This window comes from Streptomyces sp. NPDC031554 (assembly GCF_055580685.1).
On the sequence record NZ_JBVIKX010000005.1, the window covers coordinates 21,781 to 43,093 of the forward strand.

The following is a 21,313-nucleotide window of genomic DNA, read 5'->3' on the forward strand; positions in this document are numbered from 1 at the left end:
GCCGCGGGCCGAGGGGCCCGGGCCCGGTGTCCCCGCGGCGCGGGCCACCGCCTCCCCGGCTGTCGGTGGGGGCGGGTACGTTTGCGGGTATGGGGAAGCAGGCCGGGGCGCACATCGTATGGGACTGGAACGGGACGCTGTTCCACGACAACGACGCCATCATCGGAGCCACGAACGCGGCGTTCGTCGAGCTGGGGCTGGAGCCGATCACGCTCGAGCGGTACCGGGCGCTGTACTGCGTACCGGTGCCCAAGTTCTACGAACGGCTGCTGGGCAGACTGCCCACCGACGCCGAGTGGCAGGTCATGGACGAGGTCTTCCACCGGTACTACGCCGAGCACCGGGTGCGGTGCGGGCTGACCACCGGGGCGGCGGAACTGCTCGCCGGGTGGAGCTCGGCGGGCCGCAGCCAGTCGCTGCTGAGCATGTACGTGCACGACGAGCTGGTCCCGCTGGTCAGGGGATTCGGGATCGAGCCGTACTTCGTCCGCGTCGACGGGCGCACCGGGCCGTCCGGCGGCAGCAAGGCCGAGCACATGGTGCGCCACCTGGAGACCCTGGCCGAGGTCGACGTGGAGCGCACCGTGGTCATCGGGGACGCCGCCGACGACGCGGTGGCGGCGCTGCACGTGGGCGCGCGGGCCGTGCTGTACACCGGGGGGTCGCACAGCCGGGCCAGCCTGGAGGGGGTCGGCGTGCCCGTGGTGGACACCCTCCGGGAGGCCGTCGAGACGGTGGAGCGGATGGCCGCCTGACGGGGTGGCCCGCGCGGCGCGGCGCCGCACCCGCGGGCACCCCACCGGGCGGCACGGCGTGATCCGCGCGGCGCGGGCCGTCAGGTCGCCGGTGCCTTGGTGCGCAGCACCTTCAGGAACTCGCGCATCCACGCGGGGTGGTCCGGCCAGGCCCGGGAGGAGACCAGCGTGCCGTCGACGACGGCCTCGGTGTCCTGGAAGGTCGCCCCGGCACTCTGCATGTCGAGTTCCAGGGCCGGGTACGCCGTGACGCGGCGGCCCGACAGCCCGTCCACCGCGGCGGTCAGCAGCGGCCCGTGGCAGATCTGGGCGACCGGCTTGTCCGTGTCGAAGAACGACTTGAGGATCTTGCGCAGCTCGGGGTCGTTGCGCAGGTACTCGGGGGCGCGTCCGCCGGGGATCACGACGGCGGCGTACGCGCCGGGGTCGACCTCGGAGAAGGCGAGGTCGGCGGGCCAGGTGTAGCCGGGCTTCTCGGTGTAGGTGTCGAAGCCGGGTTCGAAGTCGTGGACGACGAAGCGGAGCTGCTTGCGGGTGGGGGCGGCGATGTGGACCTCGTAGCCCTCCTCGCGCAGGCGCTGGTAGGGGTAGAGGACTTCCAGGGACTCCGCTGCGTCGCCGGTGACGATGAGGATCTTCGTGGTCATGTCGGGCGGCTCCTCTCGGGCGGGTGCTCTCCTCGGGCAACCTGCCTCCTGGGCGCGGCCTCGCCAAGAGGTGGGTCGCTCTCAGAGTGCCCGGGGCCGATGCCGGCGTCGACTTTTCCGGCCCCACTCCTTCTCCCCTGCACCGCTTTCCCGCCTCGCCGCCTCGCCGCCTGCGGCCTCCCGCCTCGCCGCCTGCGGCCTCCCGCCTCGCGCCCAGCCGCGTCACCCGCACCGGCCGCGTCACCCGCATCTGCCGTGTCACCCGCCCCGCCCGTCCGTCCGGTTCCAGTGGTCGAGGGTGGGGGCGGGGCCGTCCCTTCACACATCGTCGCGCGTTGCACCCCTGTGCAGAACGTCAAACTTCCACCCCCGGTTTTGTACACATACGGCTCATGACGGGCCCCCGGTGGGGAGCGATAGCCTGGTGGCGTGATCAGCGCGATAGTTCGCGGGGGTGCGTTGGCCCCTGCCCCGCGCCCGGTGCGCGCGGAGGACATCCGCGGCCGGGCGCCAGTCGCTGGTCCTCGCGGGCGGGACGGGGCCACCAGGGCCCCCAGGACGCCGTACACACCCCATGAGCAGGCGGCGCGGAGAGCAGCGTCACACCTGTGGGGCGCGTCGGGAATGGCCGATAAACCCCCGCTCCTCTCCTCCCGCGGCATAGCGTCGGAGCAGCCCGGAGACCCCGGGCCGTGGCGTCGAGCCGCAGGGGAAGAGACCGTACTTCCTTCTACGTCACGCAACGGCGCGCGACAGGAGCCAGAGGACAATGCAGACCAAGCTGGACGAAGCCAAGGCCGAGCTGCTCGAACGGGCGGCCCGGGTCGCTGAGAACAGCCCGGTCGGGGGGCACCTACCGACTGGGACGACGGGCGAGGGCGGTCCGGGGATCCCGGGCACGCCGGACCACGCGTCCGTCCTGTCGTTCCTCCAGCGCTACTACCTGCACACCGCCCCCGAGGACCTGACCGACCGCGACCCGGTCGACGTCTTCGGAGCCGCCTTCTCGCACTACCGGCTGGCGGAGAACCGCCCCCAGGGCACCGCGAACGTACGCGTCCACACGCCGACCGTCGAGGAGAACGGCTGGACGTGCAGCCACTCCGTCGTCGAGGTCGTCACCGACGACATGCCCTTCCTCGTGGACTCCGTGACGAACGAGCTGACCCGCCAGGGCCGCGGGATCCACCTCGTCATCCACCCGCAGGTCGTCGTCCGCAGGGACGTCACCGGCCGGCTCATCGAGGTGCTCGAGGCGTCCCCGGCCGCCGACCTGCCGCACGACGCGCACATCGAGTCCTGGATCCACGTCGAGACGGACCGCGAGACCGACCGCGCCGACCTCAAGCAGATCACCGCCGACCTGCTGCGCGTCCTGTCCGACGTCCGCGAGGCCGTCGAGGACTGGGAGAAGATGCGCGAGGCCGCCCTGCGGATCGCCGACGACCTGCAGGCCGAGCCCGTCCCCGGCGACCTGGCCTCGCCCGACGTGGCGGAGGCCCGCGAGCTGCTGCGCTGGCTGGCCGACAACCACTTCACCTTCCTCGGCTACCGCGAGTACCAGCTGCGCGCCGACGACTCCCTCGCGGCCGTCCCCGGCACCGGGCTCGGCATCCTGCGCTCCGACCCGCACCATGCCGAGGGCGACGACCACCCCGTCAGCCCCTCCTTCGAGCGGCTCCCGGCCGACGCCCGCGCCAAGGCGCGCGAGCACAAGCTGCTCATCCTGACCAAGGCCAACAGCCGGGCCACCGTGCACCGGCCCTCCTACCTGGACTACATCGGCGTCAAGAAGTTCGACGCCGAGGGAAACGTCGTCGGTGAGCGCCGCTTCCTCGGGCTGTTCTCCTCCGCCGCCTACACCGAGTCCGTGCTGCGGGTCCCGGTCGTGCGGCGCAAGGTCGACAGCGTGCTGAAGGGCGCCGGTTTCTCGCCCAACAGCCACGACGGACGCGACCTGCTCCAGATCATGGAGACCTACCCGCGCGACGAGCTGTTCCAGACGCCGGTCGACGAACTGCGCGCCATCGTCACGTCCGTGCTCTACCTCCAGGAGCGCCGCCGGCTGCGGCTCTACCTGCGCCAGGACGAGTACGGCCGCTACTACTCGGCCCTCGTCTACCTGCCCCGCGACCGCTACACCACCGCCGTACGGCTGCGCATCATCGACATCCTCAAGGAGGAACTGGGCGGCACCAGCGTCGACTTCACCGCCTGGAACACCGAGTCGATCCTGTCCCGCCTGCACTTCGTGGTGCGGGTCCCGCAGGGCACCGAGCTGCCGCAGCTGTCCGAAGGCGACAAGGAGCGCATCGAGGCGCGGCTCGTCGAGGCGGCCCGCTCCTGGGAGGACGCCTTCCAGGACGCGCTCAACGCCGAACTCGGCGAGGAGCGGACGGCGGAGCTGCTGCGCCGCTACGGCAACGCCTTCCCCGAGGGCTACAAGGCCGACCACACCCCGCGCTCCGCGGTCGCCGACCTCGTGCACATCGAACGGCTCACGGAGGAGCGGAACTTCTCGCTCAGCCTGTACGAGCCGGTGGGCGCCGCCCCCGACGAGCGCCGCTTCAAGATCTACCGCAAGGGCGACTCGGTCTCCCTGTCGGCGGTGCTGCCGGTGCTCAACCGCCTCGGCGTCGAGGTCGTCGACGAGCGGCCCCACGAACTGCGCTGCTCCGACCGCAGCGTCGCCTGGATCTACGACTTCGGCCTCAGGCTGCCCAAGCAGCCGGGCGCCGGCGACCAGCTCGGCGACGACGGGCGCGAGCGGTTCCAGGAGGCGTTCGCCGCCACCTGGACCGGCAAGGCGGAGAACGACAGCTTCAACGCCCTCGTGCTGAGCGCCGGGATCGACTGGCGGCAGGCGATGGTGCTGCGGGCGTACGCGAAGTACCTGCGGCAGGCCGGCTCCACCTTCAGCCAGGACTACATGGAGGACACCCTCCGCACGAACGTCCACACCACCCGGCTGCTCGTCTCGCTGTTCGAGGCGCGGATGTCGCCCGACCGGCAGGGCGCCGGCCGCGAGATCGTCGACGCGCTGCTGGAGGAGCTGGACGCCGCCCTCGACCAGGTGGCCTCCCTCGACGAGGACCGGATCCTGCGGTCCTTCCTCACCGTCATCAAGGCGACCCTGCGCACGAACTTCTTCCAGCGCACCGCGGACGGCGCCTGGCACGACTACGTGTCGATGAAGTTCGACCCGCAGGCGATCCCCGACCTTCCGGCGCCGCGCCCCGCGTTCGAGATCTGGGTCTACTCGCCGCAGGTCGAGGGCGTGCACCTGCGGTTCGGGAAGGTCGCGCGCGGCGGCCTGCGCTGGTCCGACCGGCGCGAGGACTTCCGCACCGAGGTCCTCGGCCTGGTCAAGGCGCAGATGGTGAAGAACACCGTCATCGTGCCGGTCGGCGCCAAGGGCGGCTTCGTCGCCAAGCAGCTGCCGGACCCGGCCGTCGACCGGGACGCGTGGCTCGCCGAGGGCATCGCCAGCTACCGGACCTTCATCTCGGCGCTCCTCGACATCACCGACAACATGGTCGCCGGGGAGGTCGTGCCGCCGGCCGACGTCGTCCGGCACGACGAGGACGACACCTACCTGGTGGTCGCCGCCGACAAGGGCACGGCGACGTTCTCCGACATCGCCAACGAGGTCGCGCAGTCCTACGACTTCTGGCTCGGTGACGCCTTCGCCTCCGGCGGCTCCGCGGGCTACGACCACAAGGCGATGGGCATCACCGCCCGCGGCGCCTGGGAGTCGGTGAAGCGGCACTTCCGCGAGCTGGGCGTGAACACGCAGGTCGAGGACTTCACCGTCGTCGGCATCGGGGACATGTCCGGTGACGTGTTCGGCAACGGCATGCTGCTCTCCGAGCACATCCGGCTCGTGGCCGCCTTCGACCACCGGCACATCTTCATCGACCCCGAGCCCGACGCGGCCACCTCCTACGCCGAGCGCCGCCGCCTGTTCGAGCTGCCGCGCTCCAGCTGGGCCGACTACGACACCTCGCTGCTGTCGGCGGGCGGCGGCGTCTTCCCCCGCACGGCGAAGGCGATCCCCGTCAACGCGCACATCCGGGCGGCCCTCGGCATCGAGGACAAGGTCACCAAGATGACCCCGGCCGACCTGATGAAGGCCGTCCTCAAGGCGCCGGTGGACCTGCTGTGGAACGGCGGCATCGGCACGTACGTGAAGTCGTCGGCGGAGTCGAACGCCGACGTCGGCGACAAGGCCAACGACGTCATCCGCGTCGACGGCGCCGACCTGCGCGCGAGCGTCGTCGGTGAGGGCGGCAACCTGGGCCTGACCCAGCTCGGCCGGATCGAGTACGCGCGCGGCGGCGGCAAGATCAACACCGACGCCATCGACAACAGCGCGGGCGTGGACACCTCCGACCACGAGGTGAACATCAAGATCCTGCTCAACGGCCTGGTCACCGAGGGCGACATGACGGTCAAGCAGCGCAACAAGCTGCTCGCCGAGATGACCGACGAGGTCGGCGCCCTCGTGCTGCGCAACAACTACGCGCAGAACACCGCGATCGCGAACGCCCTCGCCCAGTCCAAGGACATGCTCCACGCCCAGCAGCGCTTCATGCGCCACCTGGCGCGCGAGGGCCACCTCGACCGGGCGCTGGAGTTCCTGCCCACCGACCGGCAGATCCGTGAGCGGCTCTCCGCCGGCCACGGCCTGACCGGGCCCGAGACGGCCGTCCTCATGGCGTACACGAAGATCACGGTCTCGGACGAGCTGCTGCGCACCTCGCTGCCCGAGGACCCCTACCTGCGCGGACTGCTGTACTCGTACTTCCCGACCGCGCTGCGCGAGCGGTTCGCCGAGCAGATCGACAACCACCCGCTGCGCCGCGAGATCACCACGACGGTCCTGGTCAACGACACCGTCAACACCGGCGGTACGACCTACCTGCACCGGCTGCGGGAGGAGACCGGCGCCTCGCTGGAGGAGATCGTGCGGGCGCAGACCGCGGCCCGCGCGATCTTCTGCTCGGCACCGGTGTGGGACGCGGTCGAGGACCTCGACAACCGGGTCGAGGCCGCCGTCCAGACCCGCATCCGGCTGCACTCGCGCCGCCTGGTCGAACGCGGCACCCGCTGGCTGCTCAACAACCGGCCCCAGCCGGTGCAGCTCGCCGAGACCGTCGACTTCTTCGCCGACCGCGTCGAGCAGGTCTGGGGGCAGCTGACGAAACTGCTGCGCGGCGCGGACCTGGAGTGGTGGCAGCAGATCCACGACGAGCTGACCGGCGCCGGCGTGCCCGACGAGGTCGCCACCCGGGTCGCCGGGTTCTCGTCCGCCTTCCCCGCCCTCGACATCGTGTCGGTGGCCGACCGCATGGGCCGGGACCCGCTGGACGTCGCCGAGGTGTACTACGACCTCGCCGACCGGCTGCGCATCACCCAGCTGATGGACCGCATCATCGAGCTGCCGCGCGCCGACCGCTGGCAGTCCATGGCCCGCGCCTCCATCCGCGAGGACCTGTACGCGGCCCACGCGGCGCTCACCGCGGACGTCCTGGCCGTCGGCAACGGCACCTCGACGCCCGAGCAGCGGTTCACGGCGTGGGAGGAGAAGAACACGGCGATCCTGGGCCGGGCGCGCACCACGCTGGAGGAGATCCAGGGCTCGGAGACCTTCGACCTCGCCAACCTGTCGGTGGCGATGCGGACCATGCGGACGCTGCTGCGGACGCATTCGTAGGACGGGCCGAAAGGGGGGTGCCCCCGAGCCTCGCGAGGCTCGGGGGCACCCCCCTTTCACGGCCGGTGTGCGCGGGTGTCAGGACTTCGCGGCGGCCGGGCGCTTCTTCTTCGGCTCGGTGAAGGCCTCGTACTCCTTGAGGACCTCCTCGGTCGGGCCGTCCATGCGCAGCTCGCCGCGCTCCAGCCACAGCACCCGCTCGCAGGTCTCGCGGATCGAGCTGTTGCTGTGGCTGACCAGGAAGACCGTGCCGGCGTGCTCGCGCATCGCGCGGATGCGGTCCGCCGAGCGCCGCCGGAACTTCGCGTCGCCGGTGGCCAGCGCCTCGTCGATGAGGAGGACGTCGTGGTCCTTGGCGGCGGCGATGGAGAACCGCAGCCGCGAGCCCATGCCGGAGGAGTACGTGCGCATCGGCAGGGAGATGAAGTCGCCCTTCTCGTTGATGCCGGAGAAGTCGACGATCTCCTGGTAGCGTTCCTTGATCTGCTCCCGCGTCATGCCCATGGCCAGGCCGCCCAGGTGGACGTTGCGTTCGCCGGTCAGGTCGCCCATCAGGGCCGCGTTGACGCCGAGGAGGGAGGGCTGGCCGTCGGTGTAGATCCTGCCCCGCTCCACCGGCAGCAGGCCCGCGACCGCTTTGAGCAGTGTGGACTTGCCCGAGCCGTTGGTGCCGATCAGGCCGATCGCCTCGCCCTTGTACGCCACGAAGGAGACGTTCCTGACGGCGTGCACGGTGCGGACGCCCGACGCCTTCTCGGCCTTTTTGCGGCGCACGATGCGGTTCAGGGCGGCGGTGGCGGAACCGCGGCCCCCGGCGGTGCCGTTGACGCGGTAGACGATGTCGACGCCGTCGGCGATGACGGTGGGGACGCGCTCGGCGGTGCTGCCGGTGCCGGTGTCGGTGTTGTCGGGGGGTGTCGTGTTGTCAGCCACGGCCGTACGTCTCCTCAGCCTTCCAGAAGTAGATGAAGCCGCCGACGCCCGCCAGCAGCGCCCAGCCGACCGCCCAGGCCCACACGTGCGGCGGGAGGCTGTCGGCGTGGAAACTGTCGATCAGCGCGAACCGCATCAGGTCGATGTAGACGGCCGTCGGGTTGGCCCGCAGCACGTCGGCGACCCAGGACGGCAGGTCGCCGTGCTGGGTGAGCAGGACGTCGATGCTCCACATCACGCCCGAGACGTACATCCAGGTGCGCAGCACGAACGGCATCAGCTGGGCGATGTCCGGGGTCTTCGCGCCCAGACGCGCCAGGATCATCGACATGCCCGCGTTGAAGGTGAACTGGAGCGTCAGCGCGGGGATCGCGAGCAGCCAGGAGAAGGCCGGCGGCACCCCCACGGCGAGCAGGATCAGCACCAGGGCGGCCATCGAGAACAGCAACTGCTGCAGCTGCTGGAGGCAGAACGAGATCGGCAGCGCCGCCCGGGGGAAGTGCAGCGCCCGCACCAGGCCGATGTTGCCCGAGATCGCCTTGGTGCCCGCCATGATCGAACTCTGCGTGAACGTCCAGATGAACACCCCCGTGATCAGGAAGGCGACGTAGTCCGGGACGCCCTTCTTGGTCTGCAGGAGGACCCCGAAGATGAAGTAGTAGACGGCCGCGTTCAGCAGCGGGGTCATCACCTGCCAGACCTGGCCCAGCTTCGCCTGGCTGTACTGCGAGGTGAGCTTGGCCGTGGCGAACGCGGTGATGAAGTGCCGGCGCGCCCACAGTTGGCGGACGTACTCGGGCAGGGAGGGGCGGGCGCCGCTGACCGAGAGGCCGTGCCGGGCCGCGAGGGCCGCGAGGTCTTCACCGGCCTCGGTCCGCGCCGGGGGCGGTGTGTGGAGGACCTGACTCACATCCGCTGCTTTCACTCGGGGGGTGGGATGCGCGCGTCCGGCTGTCCGTGGGTCGCCCGGCGTTTTCCCACGCTTCTCATCGCGTTTTCTTACGTCGGGACGGCACCGTATCGTCGCAACGTGAGCGTAGGCCGAACCGGCGTCGGAACGCAACCGTATCGTCGTCACGGGGGCGGGAGCCCGTTGCGGGGGTGAGACCGTTCCGACGCGACAACGAGACCGGGGCGACGCCGGGACGAGACGGATCCGTCGCCGGGACGAGACCGCCGCGCCGCGACGCCGGCACGGGCGCGGCGCGACGCCGGCGCGGGTGTCCCGCGGCCGGTGCGCGGCCGGGTTCCCGTGACGACGGCACCGTCGCGTCGTGACGCCACGGCGCTTTGCGTAGGGACGGACCCGTATCGTCGTGACGCCCTATGCTGGTCCGCATGACGACGAACGCCGACGGGCCCCAGACGCGTCCTCGCCGCCGGGCCCCCGCGGGGGCGGCCGTGCTCCGCGAGGACGTGACGGAGGCCATCCGGGCGGCCGTGTTCGAGGAGCTCGCGACCGTCGGCTACGCGCGGATGTCCATCGAGGGCATCGCCCGCCGCGCCGGAGTGGGCAAGACGGCCGTGTACCGGCGCTGGCGCTCCAAGCTGCACCTCGTCCTGGACATCGTCTCGGCGATCGCGGTGCAGGGCCTGCCGGCACCGGAGACGGGCAGCCTCGAAGGTGATCTCCGGGTGCTGTACGAGGTGACGTCACGGGCGCTGCGGCATCCCGTGGCCTCGCAGATCATCCCGGACCTCCAGGCCGAGGCGGCCCGCAACCCGGAGATCGCCGAGGCCCTGCAGAAGGCGCTGCGGGACGGACAGGAGGGCGTCGCCCTGAAGATCGTGGCGGCGGCCGCCCGGCGCGGTGAGGTGCGCGGGGACCTGGACGACGAGCTGGCGCTCGACCTCATCTCCGGCCCGCTCTACTGGCGCTCGGTGGTGATCCGCAGTCCGAAGCTGCCCAAGGGGTACCTGGGGGCGCTGGCGCGGGCCACCGCGGAGGGGGTCAAGGCGCTCTGAGCGGTTCCCCGGCACGCCCGGGGACGGGGTTCGGGGGCGGGGTCCGCCGCCCGGCCGCGGAGCCACCGCGCCCGCGCGGCCCCGGGGCGCGGCCGCATCCGGCCCTCCCGGGTCGAGGTGGCCACGTCCCGGACGCCGGGCCCGGTTCTCCGGCCCGGCTGCGCGGCGGCGCGCTCGGCGGAGGCGACCACGCCGGGCCGGGCCGGGGCGCCGGGGGTGGCGCGGGGTGATCGTGAGGGCCGGCCGTGGCCGGTGACGGCGTCGACGCGGTCGATCGGCCCGCGGACGGAGACTCCCTCCCCGTGGAGGGCCGGCCCGTGGTGAAGCGGGCCCCCGCGCCCCGCGGCCCCTCGATCCCCGGCCGCCGCCGGCGTCCCGGGTCGCCGCTCACGTCTCCGGCCGCCGCCGGCGTTCCCGGCGGTCGCTCATGTCCCTGGTCGCCGCCCGCATCTCCGGCCCGCAGGGCGCCTCCGGTCGGCCCCGCTCAGTCCGCGTCGCCGGGTTCCTCCTGGTGGGCGGCCCCGTCCAGGGCGGTGGTGAGCCGGTCGAGGCGTTCGCGCAGGTCGGCGATCTCCCGCAGTTCCAGGCCCGTCGCGGCGGCGATCCGGGCCGGCACCCGCACCGCCCGCGCGCGCAGGGCGGTGCCCTCCTCGGTCGGCCGGACCTCCACCGAGCGCTCGTCGCGGGTGCTGCGCTCGCGCCGCACCAGCCCGGCCGCCTCCAGCCGCTTCAGCAGCGGCGAGAGCGTGCCGGAGTCCAGGCGCAGGTGCTCGCCCAGCTTCTTGACGGGCAGTTCGCCCCGCTCCCAGAGCACGAGCATCACCAGGTACTGCGGGTAGGTCAGCCCGAGGTCCTTCAGGATCACGCGGTAGACGCCGTTGAAGGCGCGCGAGGCCGCCTGGAGGGAGAAGCAGATCTGGCTGTCCAGGCGGAGCCAGTTCTCCGTCGGGCCGGCTGCGTCGGCGGCAGCGGTGGCGGCGGTGGCGGCGGCGTCAGGGGTCGACATCGGGGTCATGCCCCCAGAGTAGCTCTTGCGGGCTATTTGGTTGTGCCCAACTTAATTGTGTGCTCTACTTGTGGTCGTGGGGCCGCCCGGACGCGAACGGCGCGGGGGGCGGGCCACCTCACGACCACAGACTTCCGAGAGGGATGGTTCATCCATGGACGCGATCTACACCGCAGTCGCCACCGCCACCCACGGCCGCGAGGGCCGCACCGTCTCCTCCGACGGCCGGATCGACCTCGGCCTGGCCATGCCGGTGGAGCTGGGCGGCGACGGCCAGGGCACCAACCCCGAGCAGCTCTTCGCCGCCGGTTACGCGGCCTGCTTCGGCAGCGCCCTCGGCCTGGTCGGCCGGCAGGCGAAGGTCGATCTGGCGGACGCCGCCGTGACCGCCGAGGTCGGCATCGGCAAGCAGGGCGAGGGCTTCGGCCTCAAGGTCGCCCTGCGCGTCGAGCTGCCGGACAGCGTGGACGAGGCGACCGGCCGCAAGCTGGTCGAGCAGGCCCACCAGGTCTGCCCCTACTCCAACGCCACCCGCGGCAACATCGAGGTCGACCTCGTCATCGAGTGACCGGGCGACCGCCTCACGGAGCGACCCGCGCCAGCACCTCGCCCGTCTCCCGGCTCCACGCCACCACCACGGCCTCCTCGGGCACCCGGTGCCAGCGCGTGAGCAGCAGCCAGCGGACGCGGTGCCGGCGGACGATCGCCGACCGTTCGGCGCGGGTCGTCCCCGGGGCGAGGTAGGCGCGCACGTCCGCGAGCCGCCGCAGCCGCTCCCGTTCGTCCAGGGCCGCGTCCGGCCAGGCGGGGGCGGCCAGGTTCGGCCCGTACCCGGCGATCATGTGGACGGCGTAGTAGCCGTCCGCGATCACCACCTCGCCGGGCGCCATGTACCGGGCGGCCCAGTCGTACGACGGCCAGCGCGGCGGCTGCGCGAAGCCGACCGGGTCCACCGCGCGCGGGACGACCGCCCCCGCCTGCACGGTGAGGAAACCGGTGCAGGCCGCGGCCGCCGCCACCGCCCCCAGCACCCGCCGCCCCGTGCCCCACGGCCGGGGCGCCGCCAGTTCCACCGCGAGCGCGAACTGCAGCGGCACGAGCGTGAGCCCGAGGATCCGCCCGTAGGTGTAGTGGCCGCTGACCCAGCCGTACGCCACCACCAGGCAGTCCAGGGCGAACATCAGCACCAGCGGATCGCGCGCGCCGGTGCGGCGGCCCCGCAGCCACAGCGCCGGCACACCCGCCAGCGCCAGCCAGAAGTGCCCGGCGAGCCCCTCGTACAGCCGCCGGTGCATCGCGTCGACGCTGCCGTCGCCGGCCAGCGCGAACACGTCGAAGTACGGCCACGCGGCGGCGACCGACAGGGCCGCCGCGCCCGTGAGGACCCAGCGCGGCACCATCCCCGGACGCCGGCCGCGCCGCCGGCCCGCCACGAAGGCCACGCCCCCGGTCACCGCCGCCACCGCCGTGATCGGGTGCACCAGCAGGACCACCCCGTACAGGCAGCCCAGCGCCGCGTACCCGGCGAAGCCGCGCAGCCCGCTCGGGCCCACGAACCGCACGGCCCGCGCGTCGCACGCGCGCGTGGCGGTCCACGCCCAGGCCCAGAACGCCAGCCCGATGGCGAAGGTCGACGGATAGCCCAGGTTGCCGGTCATCGACATCAGGCCGAGGTAACCGCTCCACCAGGCCCGTTCGGTGCCCCACAGCAGGGTCGTCGCCGCCAGCGCCAGCACCGGCGCCCACGGCCGCGGCGTGAGCACGCGCGTGAGGCGGCCGACGCCGGTCAGCAGCACCACCAGGTTGACCGGCCCGGCCACCCGCAGCACGTCCCGGCCCGACAACCCGGTCAGCCGCGCGAACACCCCCTGCGCCACCGCGTACGGCGAGTAGTACGGGCTGCCCGCGCCCGGCAGGTCGCCCGTCGGATGGCGCGGCGCGAACAGGTCGGCCCGCAGCCGTTCGACGACCGCCGCGTGCTGCCCGGCGTCGCAGCACAGCGGCACCCGCCAGTACGCCAGCGACATCACCAGCCAGAACGCGAACCCGAGGACCTGGTACGGCGTCGGACGCGGACCGCGCCGGCCGTACAGCGCCGTCGCGCCGCGCACGGGACGCCGGGTCAGGACGCCGACGCTCATCGGACCGGAACAAAGAGGGGCATTGGCGGTATGTTCCCGTCCACGTCAACGACCTCGCGTTTGTCACCTCATCGAGTGAGCCCGGTCGGGCCGTTCCTGCACCGGCAGCGCCACCCGGTCCCGCACCAGCCGCTCCAGCAGCAGCGGCAGCCCCAGCACCGGCAGCAGCCAGGCCAGCACGATCAGCCGCCCGCCCCAGATGGCGATGTCGGGGTGGCCGGCCTGGGTGAGGAACCCGGTGGCCGCCGCCGCGACCACGAGCACGCCGAACGCCCGCCGCGGCCCGCGCAGCGCCCCCCACGCCCCGGCCGCCAGCGCCGCCGCGAACAGCGGCTCCCCCAGCTGCCGGCGCAGCCACTCCGGCCAGAACCGCTGCTGCAACTGCCAGAACTCCGGCCAGGGCCGCTCCCGGTCCGGCCGCGTGAAGTGGTGGGTCAGCAGGTCCTGGAGGCTCTCCGACTCCGACGGATACCGCAGCAGCCCCGCGAGCAGCAGCGTCCCCGCCGCCCCGCCCGCGCCCGCCACGGCCACCGCCACCGCCCCGCGCCCCGCCGGCCGCCCCCGCCGCCGGCGCCGTACGGCGATCAGCGCGCCCGCGGCCGCCAGGGCCAGCCCGAGGAACAGGGCCTGCGAGTGCTTGACCGCGAACAGGGCCGCCAGCGCGCCCCCCACCGCCCACACCCCCGCCCGTACCCGCCCGTCCAGGGCCAGCGCGCCGCCCCACACCGCCACCAGGGTCAGCGCCAGCATCAGGCCCTCGGCCATCGGGCGCATCGCGGTCGTGCCGACCGGCAGGACGTAGTACAGGGCCTGCCCGGTCAGACAGATCCCGGCCGGTGCCCGCAGGGTGCGCAGGACCAGGAAGACCAGCACCCCGCCCGCCACCGCCACCGTGACCCCCGCCGCCCACATCCCCCAGGTCACGCCGAACAGGGCGAGGAACGGCACGAGGAACAGCGGATAACCCGGCCGGGCCTCGAAGATCCGCATGAAGCGGTCCGGCATGAACGGCACCGTGTGCCCGCCGGTCCGCCCCGCCGACAACCGCGCCCCGACGGCGCGCCACTCCCGCTCCCGGCACCGGTCGAACACCTCGGCGCCCGGGTCGGCGCGGTGGAACCGCACCACGTCCACGCTCTGCCGCCGGGCCGCGACCGAGGCCTCGCCCCCGCACGCCCAGTCGATCGTCGCCGCGGCCGCCTCGTGCCTGCCGTCCCCGCGCAGACTCAGCGCGTACGACAGGTAGTTCTTGCTGTCCGGGGTGCCCCGGCCGGTGACGTCGGCGAGCTGGAACAGCGCGTACACCACGGCCAGGACGAGCACCCAGGGGCGCGGGCGCGACCTCACCTGGACGCCGGCACGTCACCCGCGACGGCCTGGGCGGGCACCCGGGCCGTCGCGGGGCCGGTCATCTCCTCGCCCAGCAGCAGTGTCCGCACGACCCGTTCGGCGGCCAGCCCGTCGTCGAACACGCAGAACCGCTCCCGGAAACCGGCCCGCAGCCGCGCCGACTCCTCGTCGCGCCAGCTCCCCGAGGCCAGCAGGGAGACCAGCTCCCGGTAGTCGCGCGAGACGTGGCCCGGCGCCTCGGCGGTGATGTCGAAGTAGGTGCCCCGGCTCGCGCGGTACGCGGCCCAGTCGTCGGCGTGCACCACGATCGGCCGGTCCAGGTGGGCGTAGTCGAACATCAGGGCCGAGTAGTCGGTGACCAGGACGTCGGAGGCGAGCATCACGTCCTCGACGTCCGGCACGTCCGTCGCGTCGACGACGACGCCGCGCCGGTGCAGGTCCGACAGGCCCGCACCGCGCGCGTGCCCGGTCGCCAGGGACGGGTGCAGCCGCACCACCAGGGTGTGCCCCTCGCCGAGGTCGGCGGCGAACCGGGCCAGGTCGATCCGGTCCGCGTGGCCGCCGCGGACGTACTCCCGGCGGGTCGGCGCGTACAGCACCACCGTGCGGTCCGCGGGGAGGCCGAGGCGGGCGCGGGCCCGCTGCCCGGCCTGCGCGTCGGCGCCCACCAGCACGTCGTTGCGCGGACTGCCGGTGCGCGCGGAGGCGAAGTGGCAGGGGTAGGCCCGCTCCCACACCAGTTCGGAGTGCGGGTTGGCGACCAGGCTGTGGTCCCAGCGGTCGGCGCGGCGCAGCATCTGCGGCACGTCCACGCCGAACCGGGCGCCGGGCCGGTCCAGCAGGTCGGCCCCCATGTACTTGAGCGGGGTGCCCTGGTGGGTGTGGACGTGGACGCTGCCCGGGCGCTTGACGAGGGTGCCGGGCCAGTTGACGTTGTTGACGAAGAAGCCGGCCCGCGCGGTCACCCGGCGGTAGGCGGGGGAGTCCAGCAGCACGTGCTCGACCCCCTCCGGGAGCCGGGCCGCCGTCTCCTCGTCGCGCACGACCCACACCCCGCGCAGCTGCGGGGCGATCTCGCGCGCCTTGCGGTACACGGCGCCCGGGTCGCCGAGGACGCCCCGGTGCGAGAACGCCGAGTACACCACCAGCCGCGGGTCGAGCGGGCGCCGGGCCCGCACGGCCCCCGCGCCCCGGCGGACGCGCTCCGCGGCCGCCCCGCGCGCCTGCGCGGCCCGCCGCACGAGTTCCCGCCCGGCCCGCGCGCCCTGACGCCGGGCCGCGTAGGCGGCGTACGGCCCCTGCAGCACGCGCAGCCCGGCGGGCACCGGTTCGCCCGCCGGACGGTGCCGGGCGGACATCTCGGCCGTCCGGCGGAAGAACTCGCGCCGGTCGGACGGGGGCAGCCGGTCCGGCTTGGCGAGGATGTCCAGACAGTGCTCGCCCATCTTGCGGTGCAGGTAGGGCCGCCAGCCCGCCAGTTCCGGGCGGGAGTCGACGAAGGCGAATACCCGCTCGTACTGGTCGTGGACGTCGAAGTGCTTGCGGCTGGTGGTGGACAGGATGTTGCCCTGGCGGCGCTGGCGGTAGTTCAGGCAGATCCGGTCGAGCGTGGCGATCCGCCGCGCGCTGAGCATGACCGGGAAGGTCCAGGGGGTGTCCTCGTAGTAGCCGGGCGGGAAGCGGAACCCGCCTGCCTCGACGAAGTCCCGCCGGTACACCTTGTTCCACACCACCATCAGCAGGTCGAGGATCTCCGGGTGCTCGGCGGCGGTGAACGGGGCGTCCCCGCACGCGGCGAGGACGTGCGCGAGGGCGTTGCGGCGGGTGCCGCCCCACCAGTGGGTGCGGGCGTAGTCGAAGACCAGCACCTCCGGCCCGTCGGCCTCGTCGAGACGGTCGGCCATGGCGCGCAGGGCGCCCGGGGTGAGGGTGTCGTCGCTGTCCAGGAAGAACAGGTAGTCGCCGCCCGCGAGCGGCAGACCCGCGTTGCGGGCCCGGCCGAGACCCACGTTCTCCGGCAGGTGCAGGACCCGCACCCGGTCGTCGCGGGCCGCGTACTCGTCGAGGATCGCGCCGCAGCCGTCGGGGGAGCGGTCGTCGACGGCGATCACCTCGAGATCCCGGTACGACTGCTCCAGGACCGAGTCGAGGCACTCGCGCAGGAAGCCCTGCACCTTGAAGCAGGGGACGATGATGCTGAAGCGGGGCACTGCGGGGGTCAGCTCCTTACGAGGGGGGAGGCGGCGGGGGCCGGGACGCGCTCGGCGAGCGGCCGCACGGGCGGAAGCGCCTCCGCCGGCTCGCCGAGCAGCACCCGGCGCACCACGCGCTCGGCGGCCCGGCCGTCGTCGAACTCGCAGAAGCGGGCCCGGAAGAGGTTCCTGAGCGAGCGGGACCCCTCCGAGGCGTAGGAGCCGTCGGCGAAGACGCGGGCCAGTTCCCCGGGCGTGCGGGCGACCGGACCCGGCGGGGCCGCGAGCAGGTCGAAGTACACGCCCCGGGTCTCGGTGTAGACGTCCCAGTCGTCGGCGTACACCACGATCGGGCGGTCCAGGTTGGCGTAGTCGAACATGATCGACGAGTAGTCGGTGACCAGCGCGTCGGCGGCCAGGCACACCTCCTCGGAGGAGCGGTGCGCGGTCACGTCGATGACCCGGCCGGAGCCCCGGCGCGCGCCCCGGTCGTAGAAGTAGTGCGCCCGCAGCAGGACGACGACGTCCTCGCCGGCCGCCTCGCAGAACGCCTCCAGGTCCAGGCCGGGGTCGAAGCCGCCGAGGTGGTCGCGGTGGGTGGGCGCGTACAGCACGGCCGTGCTCCCCTCCGGGACGCCCAGCTCGCGCCGGACGCGGGCGACGTCCTCGGCGGTCGCCGTGCAGAGGACGTCGTTGCGCGGATAGCCGTACTCCAGCTGCTCGTAGGAGCCGGGGAAGGCGCGCTCCCACGTCTGGGTGGAGTGGGTGTTGGAGGAGAGGTTGTAGTCCCAGCGGTCGACGCGGCCCAGCAGCTTGGTGAAGCTGCCGGTCGCCGCCGCCACCACCGGGTACGTCGCCTGGTCGACGCCCATCTTCTTCAGCGGGGTGCCGTGCTGCGTCTGCAGGTGCACGCTGCCCTCGCGCTTGACCACGCCGTCCGCGAAGTTGGCGTTGTTGACGAGGTACGTGGCGCGCGCCAGGAGCCGCCAGGCGCGCCGGGTGCCGAGCACGGCGTGGTCGACGCCCGGCGGCACGGCGTGCTCCTGGCCGGGCTCGACGAGGAACACCGAGCGGATGTGCGGGGCGAGTTCGGCGGCCTTGGCGTGGATCGCGGCCGGGTTGCACGCGTACCCCCGGCCCCAGTAGGCGCAGTACACCGCCAGGTGGGGATCGAGGGGGCGGCGCAGCTGGAGGCGGTAGTACAGCCGGGTGCGCAGTCCGCGGGGGCGCGGGACGCGCTGAAGGGCGCCCGACACCTTCCGGTTGGCGCCCCGCAGCGCGCGGAACGCCGTGTACGCGCCCGCCGCCAGCAGCCGGTGCTGCACACCGAGGCTCCCGCCCGGCAGGCGGAACCCGGCCGGCCGGTGCCGCCGGTGGAGTGCGGCCGCCCGGCGGAAGAACGCGCGGCGCCCCGGCGCGGGCAGCCGGTCGGGGTGGGCGGCCGTCCTCAGGACGACGGCGAAGAGCTGGGCGAACAGGGCACCGCACGAGCCGTGCGCGGCGGCCGCGGTGAGCACCAGGTCCGTCTGGTCCAGCAGGTCGGCGTGGTGCCCGCCCGGCAGGTTGAGCCGGCTGCCCTGGCGCCGCAGCAGATGGCGCACGACGACGCGGCGCAGCACCGCGACCCGCTCGGCGTGCACGGTGGCCAGGCCGCCGAAGCCGAGGTCCGTGAAGTGCCCCTCGGGGAAGACGAGCCGGTGCGCGGTGAGGAAGTCGCGCCGGTGCGCGGCGCTCCACACGGGCAGCCGCACGCCGGTCACCTCGGGGGCCTCGCCGGGGCCGAAGGCGCCGCGGGGCGCCCCGGCGAACAGCGGGGCCGCCGGGTTGGCCGGCTCGCCCTCCCACCACGGGACGCGCTCGTGCTCGGCGTACAGGACGTCGACCTCGCCCGTCTCGGCCAGCCGGTCCTCCAGCGCGTCCAGCGCGCCCGGCGCGAGCGTGTCGTCACCGTCGAGGAACAGCAGGTACGCGCCGCGGGCCGCCCGCAGGCCGGTGTTGCGCGCTCCCGCGAGCCCCGCCCCGGGCGGTGAGAACACCGGCGTCACCCGGTCGTCCCGTCCGGCGTACCCGGCGGCGACGGCCGCGGCCGGGGCGTCGGGCGCGTCGCAGACCGGGATCAGCTCGAAGTCGCCGAACGACTGGCCGAGGACGGAGTCCAGCGCCAGGGACAGCCGGCCGGCCGTCCCGTGGGACGCGACGATGATGCTGAAGCGGGGCATGCTGCTCTTTCCGTGTCTGGCTCGTCGGCGCCGGCCGCCGACGGCGGGGTCCCGGCGCCGACGGCCGGCTGCTAGTGGCTGGTGACGCGAGGGCTCGACGGCTGCGGCACGGTGGTCAGCGCGGGCCGCGGGTGCGCCCCGGCCGCCGACGGCACGGGCCGCCGCTCGGCGAGCGGCACGACGGGCGGCAGCTCCGTCTCGCCCAGCACGACCCGCCGTACGACGCGCTCGGCGGCGCGTCCGTCGCCGTGGGGGCAGAACCGCTCGCGGAACGCGGCGCGCAGCCCGGCCGAACGGGCGTCGCACCAGCGGCCGGTCGTGAAGACGTCGGCCAGTTCGTCCTCGGTGCGGGCGACCGCGCCCGGCGGGAAGGCGCGCACGTCGAAGTAGGTGCCGCGGGCCGCCTCGTAGGCCTCCCAGTCGCCGGCGTGGACGACGATCGGGCGGTCCAGGTCGGCGTAGTCGAACATGATCGACGAGTAGTCGGTGACCAGGACGTCCGAGGCCAGGCAGAGGGACTCCACGCTCGGGTGGTCGCTGACGTCGACGATCCGGCCGTGCGCGGGCAGGGCGACGGGCTGCCCGTAGTGGGCGCGGGCCAGGACCACGAAGCGCGGACCCAGCCGGTCCAGGAACCGTTCCAGGTCGAGTCCGGGCCGCTGGGTGCGGCGGTAGTCGCGGTGGGTGGGGGCGTACAGGACGGCCACCGTGTCGCGGGGGACGCCGAGCTCCTCGCGCAGCCGGGCCACGTCCGCGGCGTCGGCCCGCTGGAAGACGTCGTTGCGGGGGTAGCCGTACTCCAGCGTGGTGTAGCCGCCGGGGTAGACGCGCTCCCAGGTGAGGGTGGTGTGGCGGTTGGCGGACAGGACGTAGTCCCACTTGTCGACGCCCCGCAGCAGCTCCGCGAAGTCCGTGCCGCGGGCCGCCGCGGGACGCTCCTGCAGGTCGAGGCCCATGTGCTTGAGCGGGGTGCCGTGCTGGGTCTGCACGAAGACCTGGCCGGGGCGCTTGACCAGCCGGCGGTCGAAGTTGACGTTGTTCACCAGGTACGTGGAGCGCGCCAGGGCCGTCCAGTAGGCGGCCGTGCCGGGACGCAGCGCCCGCGTCCCGGGCGGGACGGTGTGCAGGTGCTCGGGGCGGGCGATCCACGCCGTGCGCACCTGCGGGGCGAAGGTGCGGAACGCGCTCTCCAGGGCGCCCGGGTTGCAGCCGTGACCGCGGCCCCAGTAGGCGGCGAAGACGGCCCGGTCGGCGCGCAGCGGCAGCCGCAGCTGGATGCGGTAGTGGGCCTGGAGGCAGGCGGCCCGCAGCACGCGGGCCAGTCGTGCGGCCAGACTGCGGGCGCGGCGGCGCAGGATCATGGCGGCCTGGAGCACGCGGTAGGTGCGGTGCAGGCCGAAGCGGACCAGGCCGTGGCGCAGCCGCGAGCGCGGCGGGACCGGCGCGCCGGGCGCGCGGTGCCGGCGGTGGTGGGCGCGGGCCCGGCGCAGGAACTCGCCGCGGGAACCGCGCGGCAGCCGGTCCGGCCGGGTGAACACGGTCGTCAGGTGGTCGATCATGCGGCGGAACAGCAGCGGCCGCCAGTGCGCGAGTTCGGGCCGCCGGTCGATGAACGCGAACACCCGGTCGTACTGGTCGAAGACGTCGAAGTGGCGGCGGCCGGTGGTGGACAGGATGTTGCCGGTGCGCCGCCGCCGGTAGTGGACGCAGACCCGGTCCAGCGTCGCGATCGACCCCGCGGACATCAGCGCCGGGTAGGTCCAGGGGGTGTCCTCATAGTAGCCGGGCGGGAAGGTCAGACCGGTCCGCTCGACGAAATCCCGCCGGTGGGCCTTGTTCCAGGCGACCATCAGCACCCTGAGCAGCCCCGGCCGGTCCTCCAGCCGGAAGGGCGCCGGGCCCTGCTCGGTGAGGTGCCCGGCGGACCCGCTGCGCTCGGTCTCGCCCGTCCAGAACGCGGTGGCGTGGTCGTACACCAGCACGTCCGGCTCGCCGGTGTCCTCCAGCCGGTCGGCGATCGCGCGCAGCGCGCCCGGGGTGAGGGTGTCGTCGGAGTCGAGGAACAGCAGGTAGTCGCCGCGGGCCCGGGCGATGCCCGCGTTGCGCGCGCCGCCCAGGCCGGCGTTCTCCGGCAGGTGCAGGGCCCGCACGCGGGGGTCGCGGGCCGCGAACTCGTCGATGATCTCGCCGCACGCGTCCGGCGAACGGTCGTCGACGGCGATCAGCTCCAGATCGGTGTACGACTGGGAGAGCACGGATTCGAGGCACTCGTGCAGGTACGCCTGAACCTTGTACGCGGGGACGATGACACTGAACCTGGGCAAGGGACATCCATGGGTCGGCGCGGACGACAGGGCCTGGTCCGGCAACGGCCGACGGAGCGACTTGG

Annotated in this window: 13 protein-coding genes; 4 read left to right on the forward strand and 9 right to left on the reverse strand. The window is 73.6% G+C overall.

What is annotated here, in order from left to right:
* Positions 1–89: 89 nt before the first annotated feature.
* A complete protein-coding gene (locus ACZ5FU_RS14890) occupies positions 90–755 on the forward strand; it encodes an HAD family hydrolase (RefSeq protein ID WP_468835533.1) in 666 nt (221 codons plus the stop codon).
* 80 nt (positions 756–835) lie between these two features.
* On the opposite strand, the gene ACZ5FU_RS14895 is transcribed toward ACZ5FU_RS14890, so the two are convergent.
* Positions 836–1,402 carry a DJ-1/PfpI family protein gene (locus ACZ5FU_RS14895; protein ID WP_451531036.1) on the reverse strand — a complete coding sequence of 189 codons (567 nt, stop codon included), beginning with the start codon at positions 1,400–1,402 and terminating at the stop codon, positions 836–838.
* A 769-nt stretch (positions 1,403–2,171) separates the two neighbouring features.
* Between ACZ5FU_RS14895 and ACZ5FU_RS14900 the strand changes: the two genes are divergently transcribed.
* Positions 2,172–7,118, forward strand: coding sequence for an NAD-glutamate dehydrogenase (locus tag ACZ5FU_RS14900; protein WP_469045415.1), 4,947 nt, complete (start codon positions 2,172–2,174; stop codon positions 7,116–7,118).
* A gap of 78 nt (positions 7,119–7,196) precedes the next feature.
* Here the strand turns inward: ACZ5FU_RS14900 and ACZ5FU_RS14905 are convergent, their stop codons facing one another.
* Together ACZ5FU_RS14905 and ACZ5FU_RS14910 are read right to left on the reverse strand one after the other, a co-directional pair.
* Positions 7,197–8,051: an ABC transporter ATP-binding protein gene (locus tag ACZ5FU_RS14905; protein ID WP_469045416.1), complete on the reverse strand. Its 855-nt coding sequence runs from the start codon at positions 8,049–8,051 to the stop codon at positions 7,197–7,199.
* Positions 8,044–8,961, reverse strand: a complete 918-nt coding sequence (locus tag ACZ5FU_RS14910) for an ABC transporter permease (RefSeq protein ID WP_451529920.1) — start codon at positions 8,959–8,961, stop codon at positions 8,044–8,046. The genes ACZ5FU_RS14905 and ACZ5FU_RS14910 overlap by 8 nt, the downstream gene beginning before the upstream one ends.
* Positions 8,962–9,389: 428 nt before the next feature.
* Here ACZ5FU_RS14910 and ACZ5FU_RS14915 point away from each other — a divergent pair, with 428 nt between their 5' ends.
* The gene (locus ACZ5FU_RS14915; RefSeq protein WP_451529919.1) at positions 9,390–10,016 is read left to right on the forward strand and encodes a TetR/AcrR family transcriptional regulator; all 627 of its coding nucleotides are present in this window, start codon (positions 9,390–9,392) and stop codon (positions 10,014–10,016) included.
* A gap of 484 nt (positions 10,017–10,500) precedes the next feature.
* Here the strand turns inward: ACZ5FU_RS14915 and ACZ5FU_RS14920 are convergent, their stop codons facing one another.
* Positions 10,501–11,022: a MarR family winged helix-turn-helix transcriptional regulator gene (locus ACZ5FU_RS14920; protein ID WP_469045507.1), complete on the reverse strand. Its 522-nt coding sequence runs from the start codon at positions 11,020–11,022 to the stop codon at positions 10,501–10,503.
* Between the two features lie 154 nt (positions 11,023–11,176).
* Between ACZ5FU_RS14920 and ACZ5FU_RS14925 the strand changes: the two genes are divergently transcribed.
* Positions 11,177–11,590 (forward strand): organic hydroperoxide resistance protein, encoded by a 414-nt coding sequence (locus ACZ5FU_RS14925; protein WP_451529918.1) that lies wholly within the window; start codon positions 11,177–11,179, stop codon positions 11,588–11,590.
* A gap of 13 nt (positions 11,591–11,603) precedes the next feature.
* On the opposite strand, the gene ACZ5FU_RS14930 is transcribed toward ACZ5FU_RS14925, so the two are convergent.
* The 5 genes from ACZ5FU_RS14930 to ACZ5FU_RS14950 all read right to left on the reverse strand — a co-directional run bounded on the left by ACZ5FU_RS14930 (position 11,604) and on the right by ACZ5FU_RS14950 (position 21,248).
* Positions 11,604–13,163: a hypothetical protein gene (locus ACZ5FU_RS14930; RefSeq protein ID WP_451781418.1), complete on the reverse strand. Its 1,560-nt coding sequence runs from the start codon at positions 13,161–13,163 to the stop codon at positions 11,604–11,606.
* Positions 13,164–13,226: 63 nt separating this feature from the next.
* Positions 13,227–14,510, reverse strand: coding sequence for a hypothetical protein (locus ACZ5FU_RS14935; RefSeq protein ID WP_469045417.1), 1,284 nt, complete (start codon positions 14,508–14,510; stop codon positions 13,227–13,229).
* A complete protein-coding gene (locus tag ACZ5FU_RS14940) occupies positions 14,507–16,723 on the reverse strand; it encodes a bifunctional glycosyltransferase/CDP-glycerol:glycerophosphate glycerophosphotransferase (protein WP_468835524.1) in 2,217 nt (738 codons plus the stop codon). The genes ACZ5FU_RS14935 and ACZ5FU_RS14940 overlap by 4 nt, the downstream gene beginning before the upstream one ends.
* Positions 16,724–16,731: 8 nt before the next feature.
* The gene (locus tag ACZ5FU_RS14945; RefSeq protein WP_469045418.1) at positions 16,732–18,924 is read right to left on the reverse strand and encodes a bifunctional glycosyltransferase family 2 protein/CDP-glycerol:glycerophosphate glycerophosphotransferase; all 2,193 of its coding nucleotides are present in this window, start codon (positions 18,922–18,924) and stop codon (positions 16,732–16,734) included.
* 71 nt (positions 18,925–18,995) lie between these two features.
* Positions 18,996–21,248, reverse strand: a complete 2,253-nt coding sequence (locus ACZ5FU_RS14950) for a bifunctional glycosyltransferase/CDP-glycerol:glycerophosphate glycerophosphotransferase (RefSeq protein ID WP_468835518.1) — start codon at positions 21,246–21,248, stop codon at positions 18,996–18,998.
* Between the last annotated feature and the right edge of the window lie 65 nt (positions 21,249–21,313).

Bases quoted from the DNA above. Each gene is read 5' to 3' on its own strand.
- ACZ5FU_RS14920 (WP_469045507.1), bottom strand. From the start codon at position 11,022: ATGTCGACCCCTGACGCCGCCGCCACCGCCGCCACCGCTGCCGCCGAC.
- ACZ5FU_RS14895 (WP_451531036.1), bottom strand. From the start codon at position 1,402: ATGACCACGAAGATCCTCATCGTCACCGGCGACGCAGCGGAGTCCCTG.
- ACZ5FU_RS14890 (WP_468835533.1), top strand. From the start codon at position 90: ATGGGGAAGCAGGCCGGGGCGCACATCGTATGGGACTGGAACGGGACG.
- ACZ5FU_RS14925 (WP_451529918.1), top strand. From the start codon at position 11,177: ATGGACGCGATCTACACCGCAGTCGCCACCGCCACCCACGGCCGCGAG.
- ACZ5FU_RS14930 (WP_451781418.1), bottom strand. From the start codon at position 13,163: ATGAGCGTCGGCGTCCTGACCCGGCGTCCCGTGCGCGGCGCGACGGCG.
- ACZ5FU_RS14900 (WP_469045415.1), top strand. From the start codon at position 2,172: ATGCAGACCAAGCTGGACGAAGCCAAGGCCGAGCTGCTCGAACGGGCG.
- ACZ5FU_RS14915 (WP_451529919.1), top strand. From the start codon at position 9,390: ATGACGACGAACGCCGACGGGCCCCAGACGCGTCCTCGCCGCCGGGCC.
- ACZ5FU_RS14945 (WP_469045418.1), bottom strand. From the start codon at position 18,924: ATGCCCCGCTTCAGCATCATCGTCGCGTCCCACGGGACGGCCGGCCGG.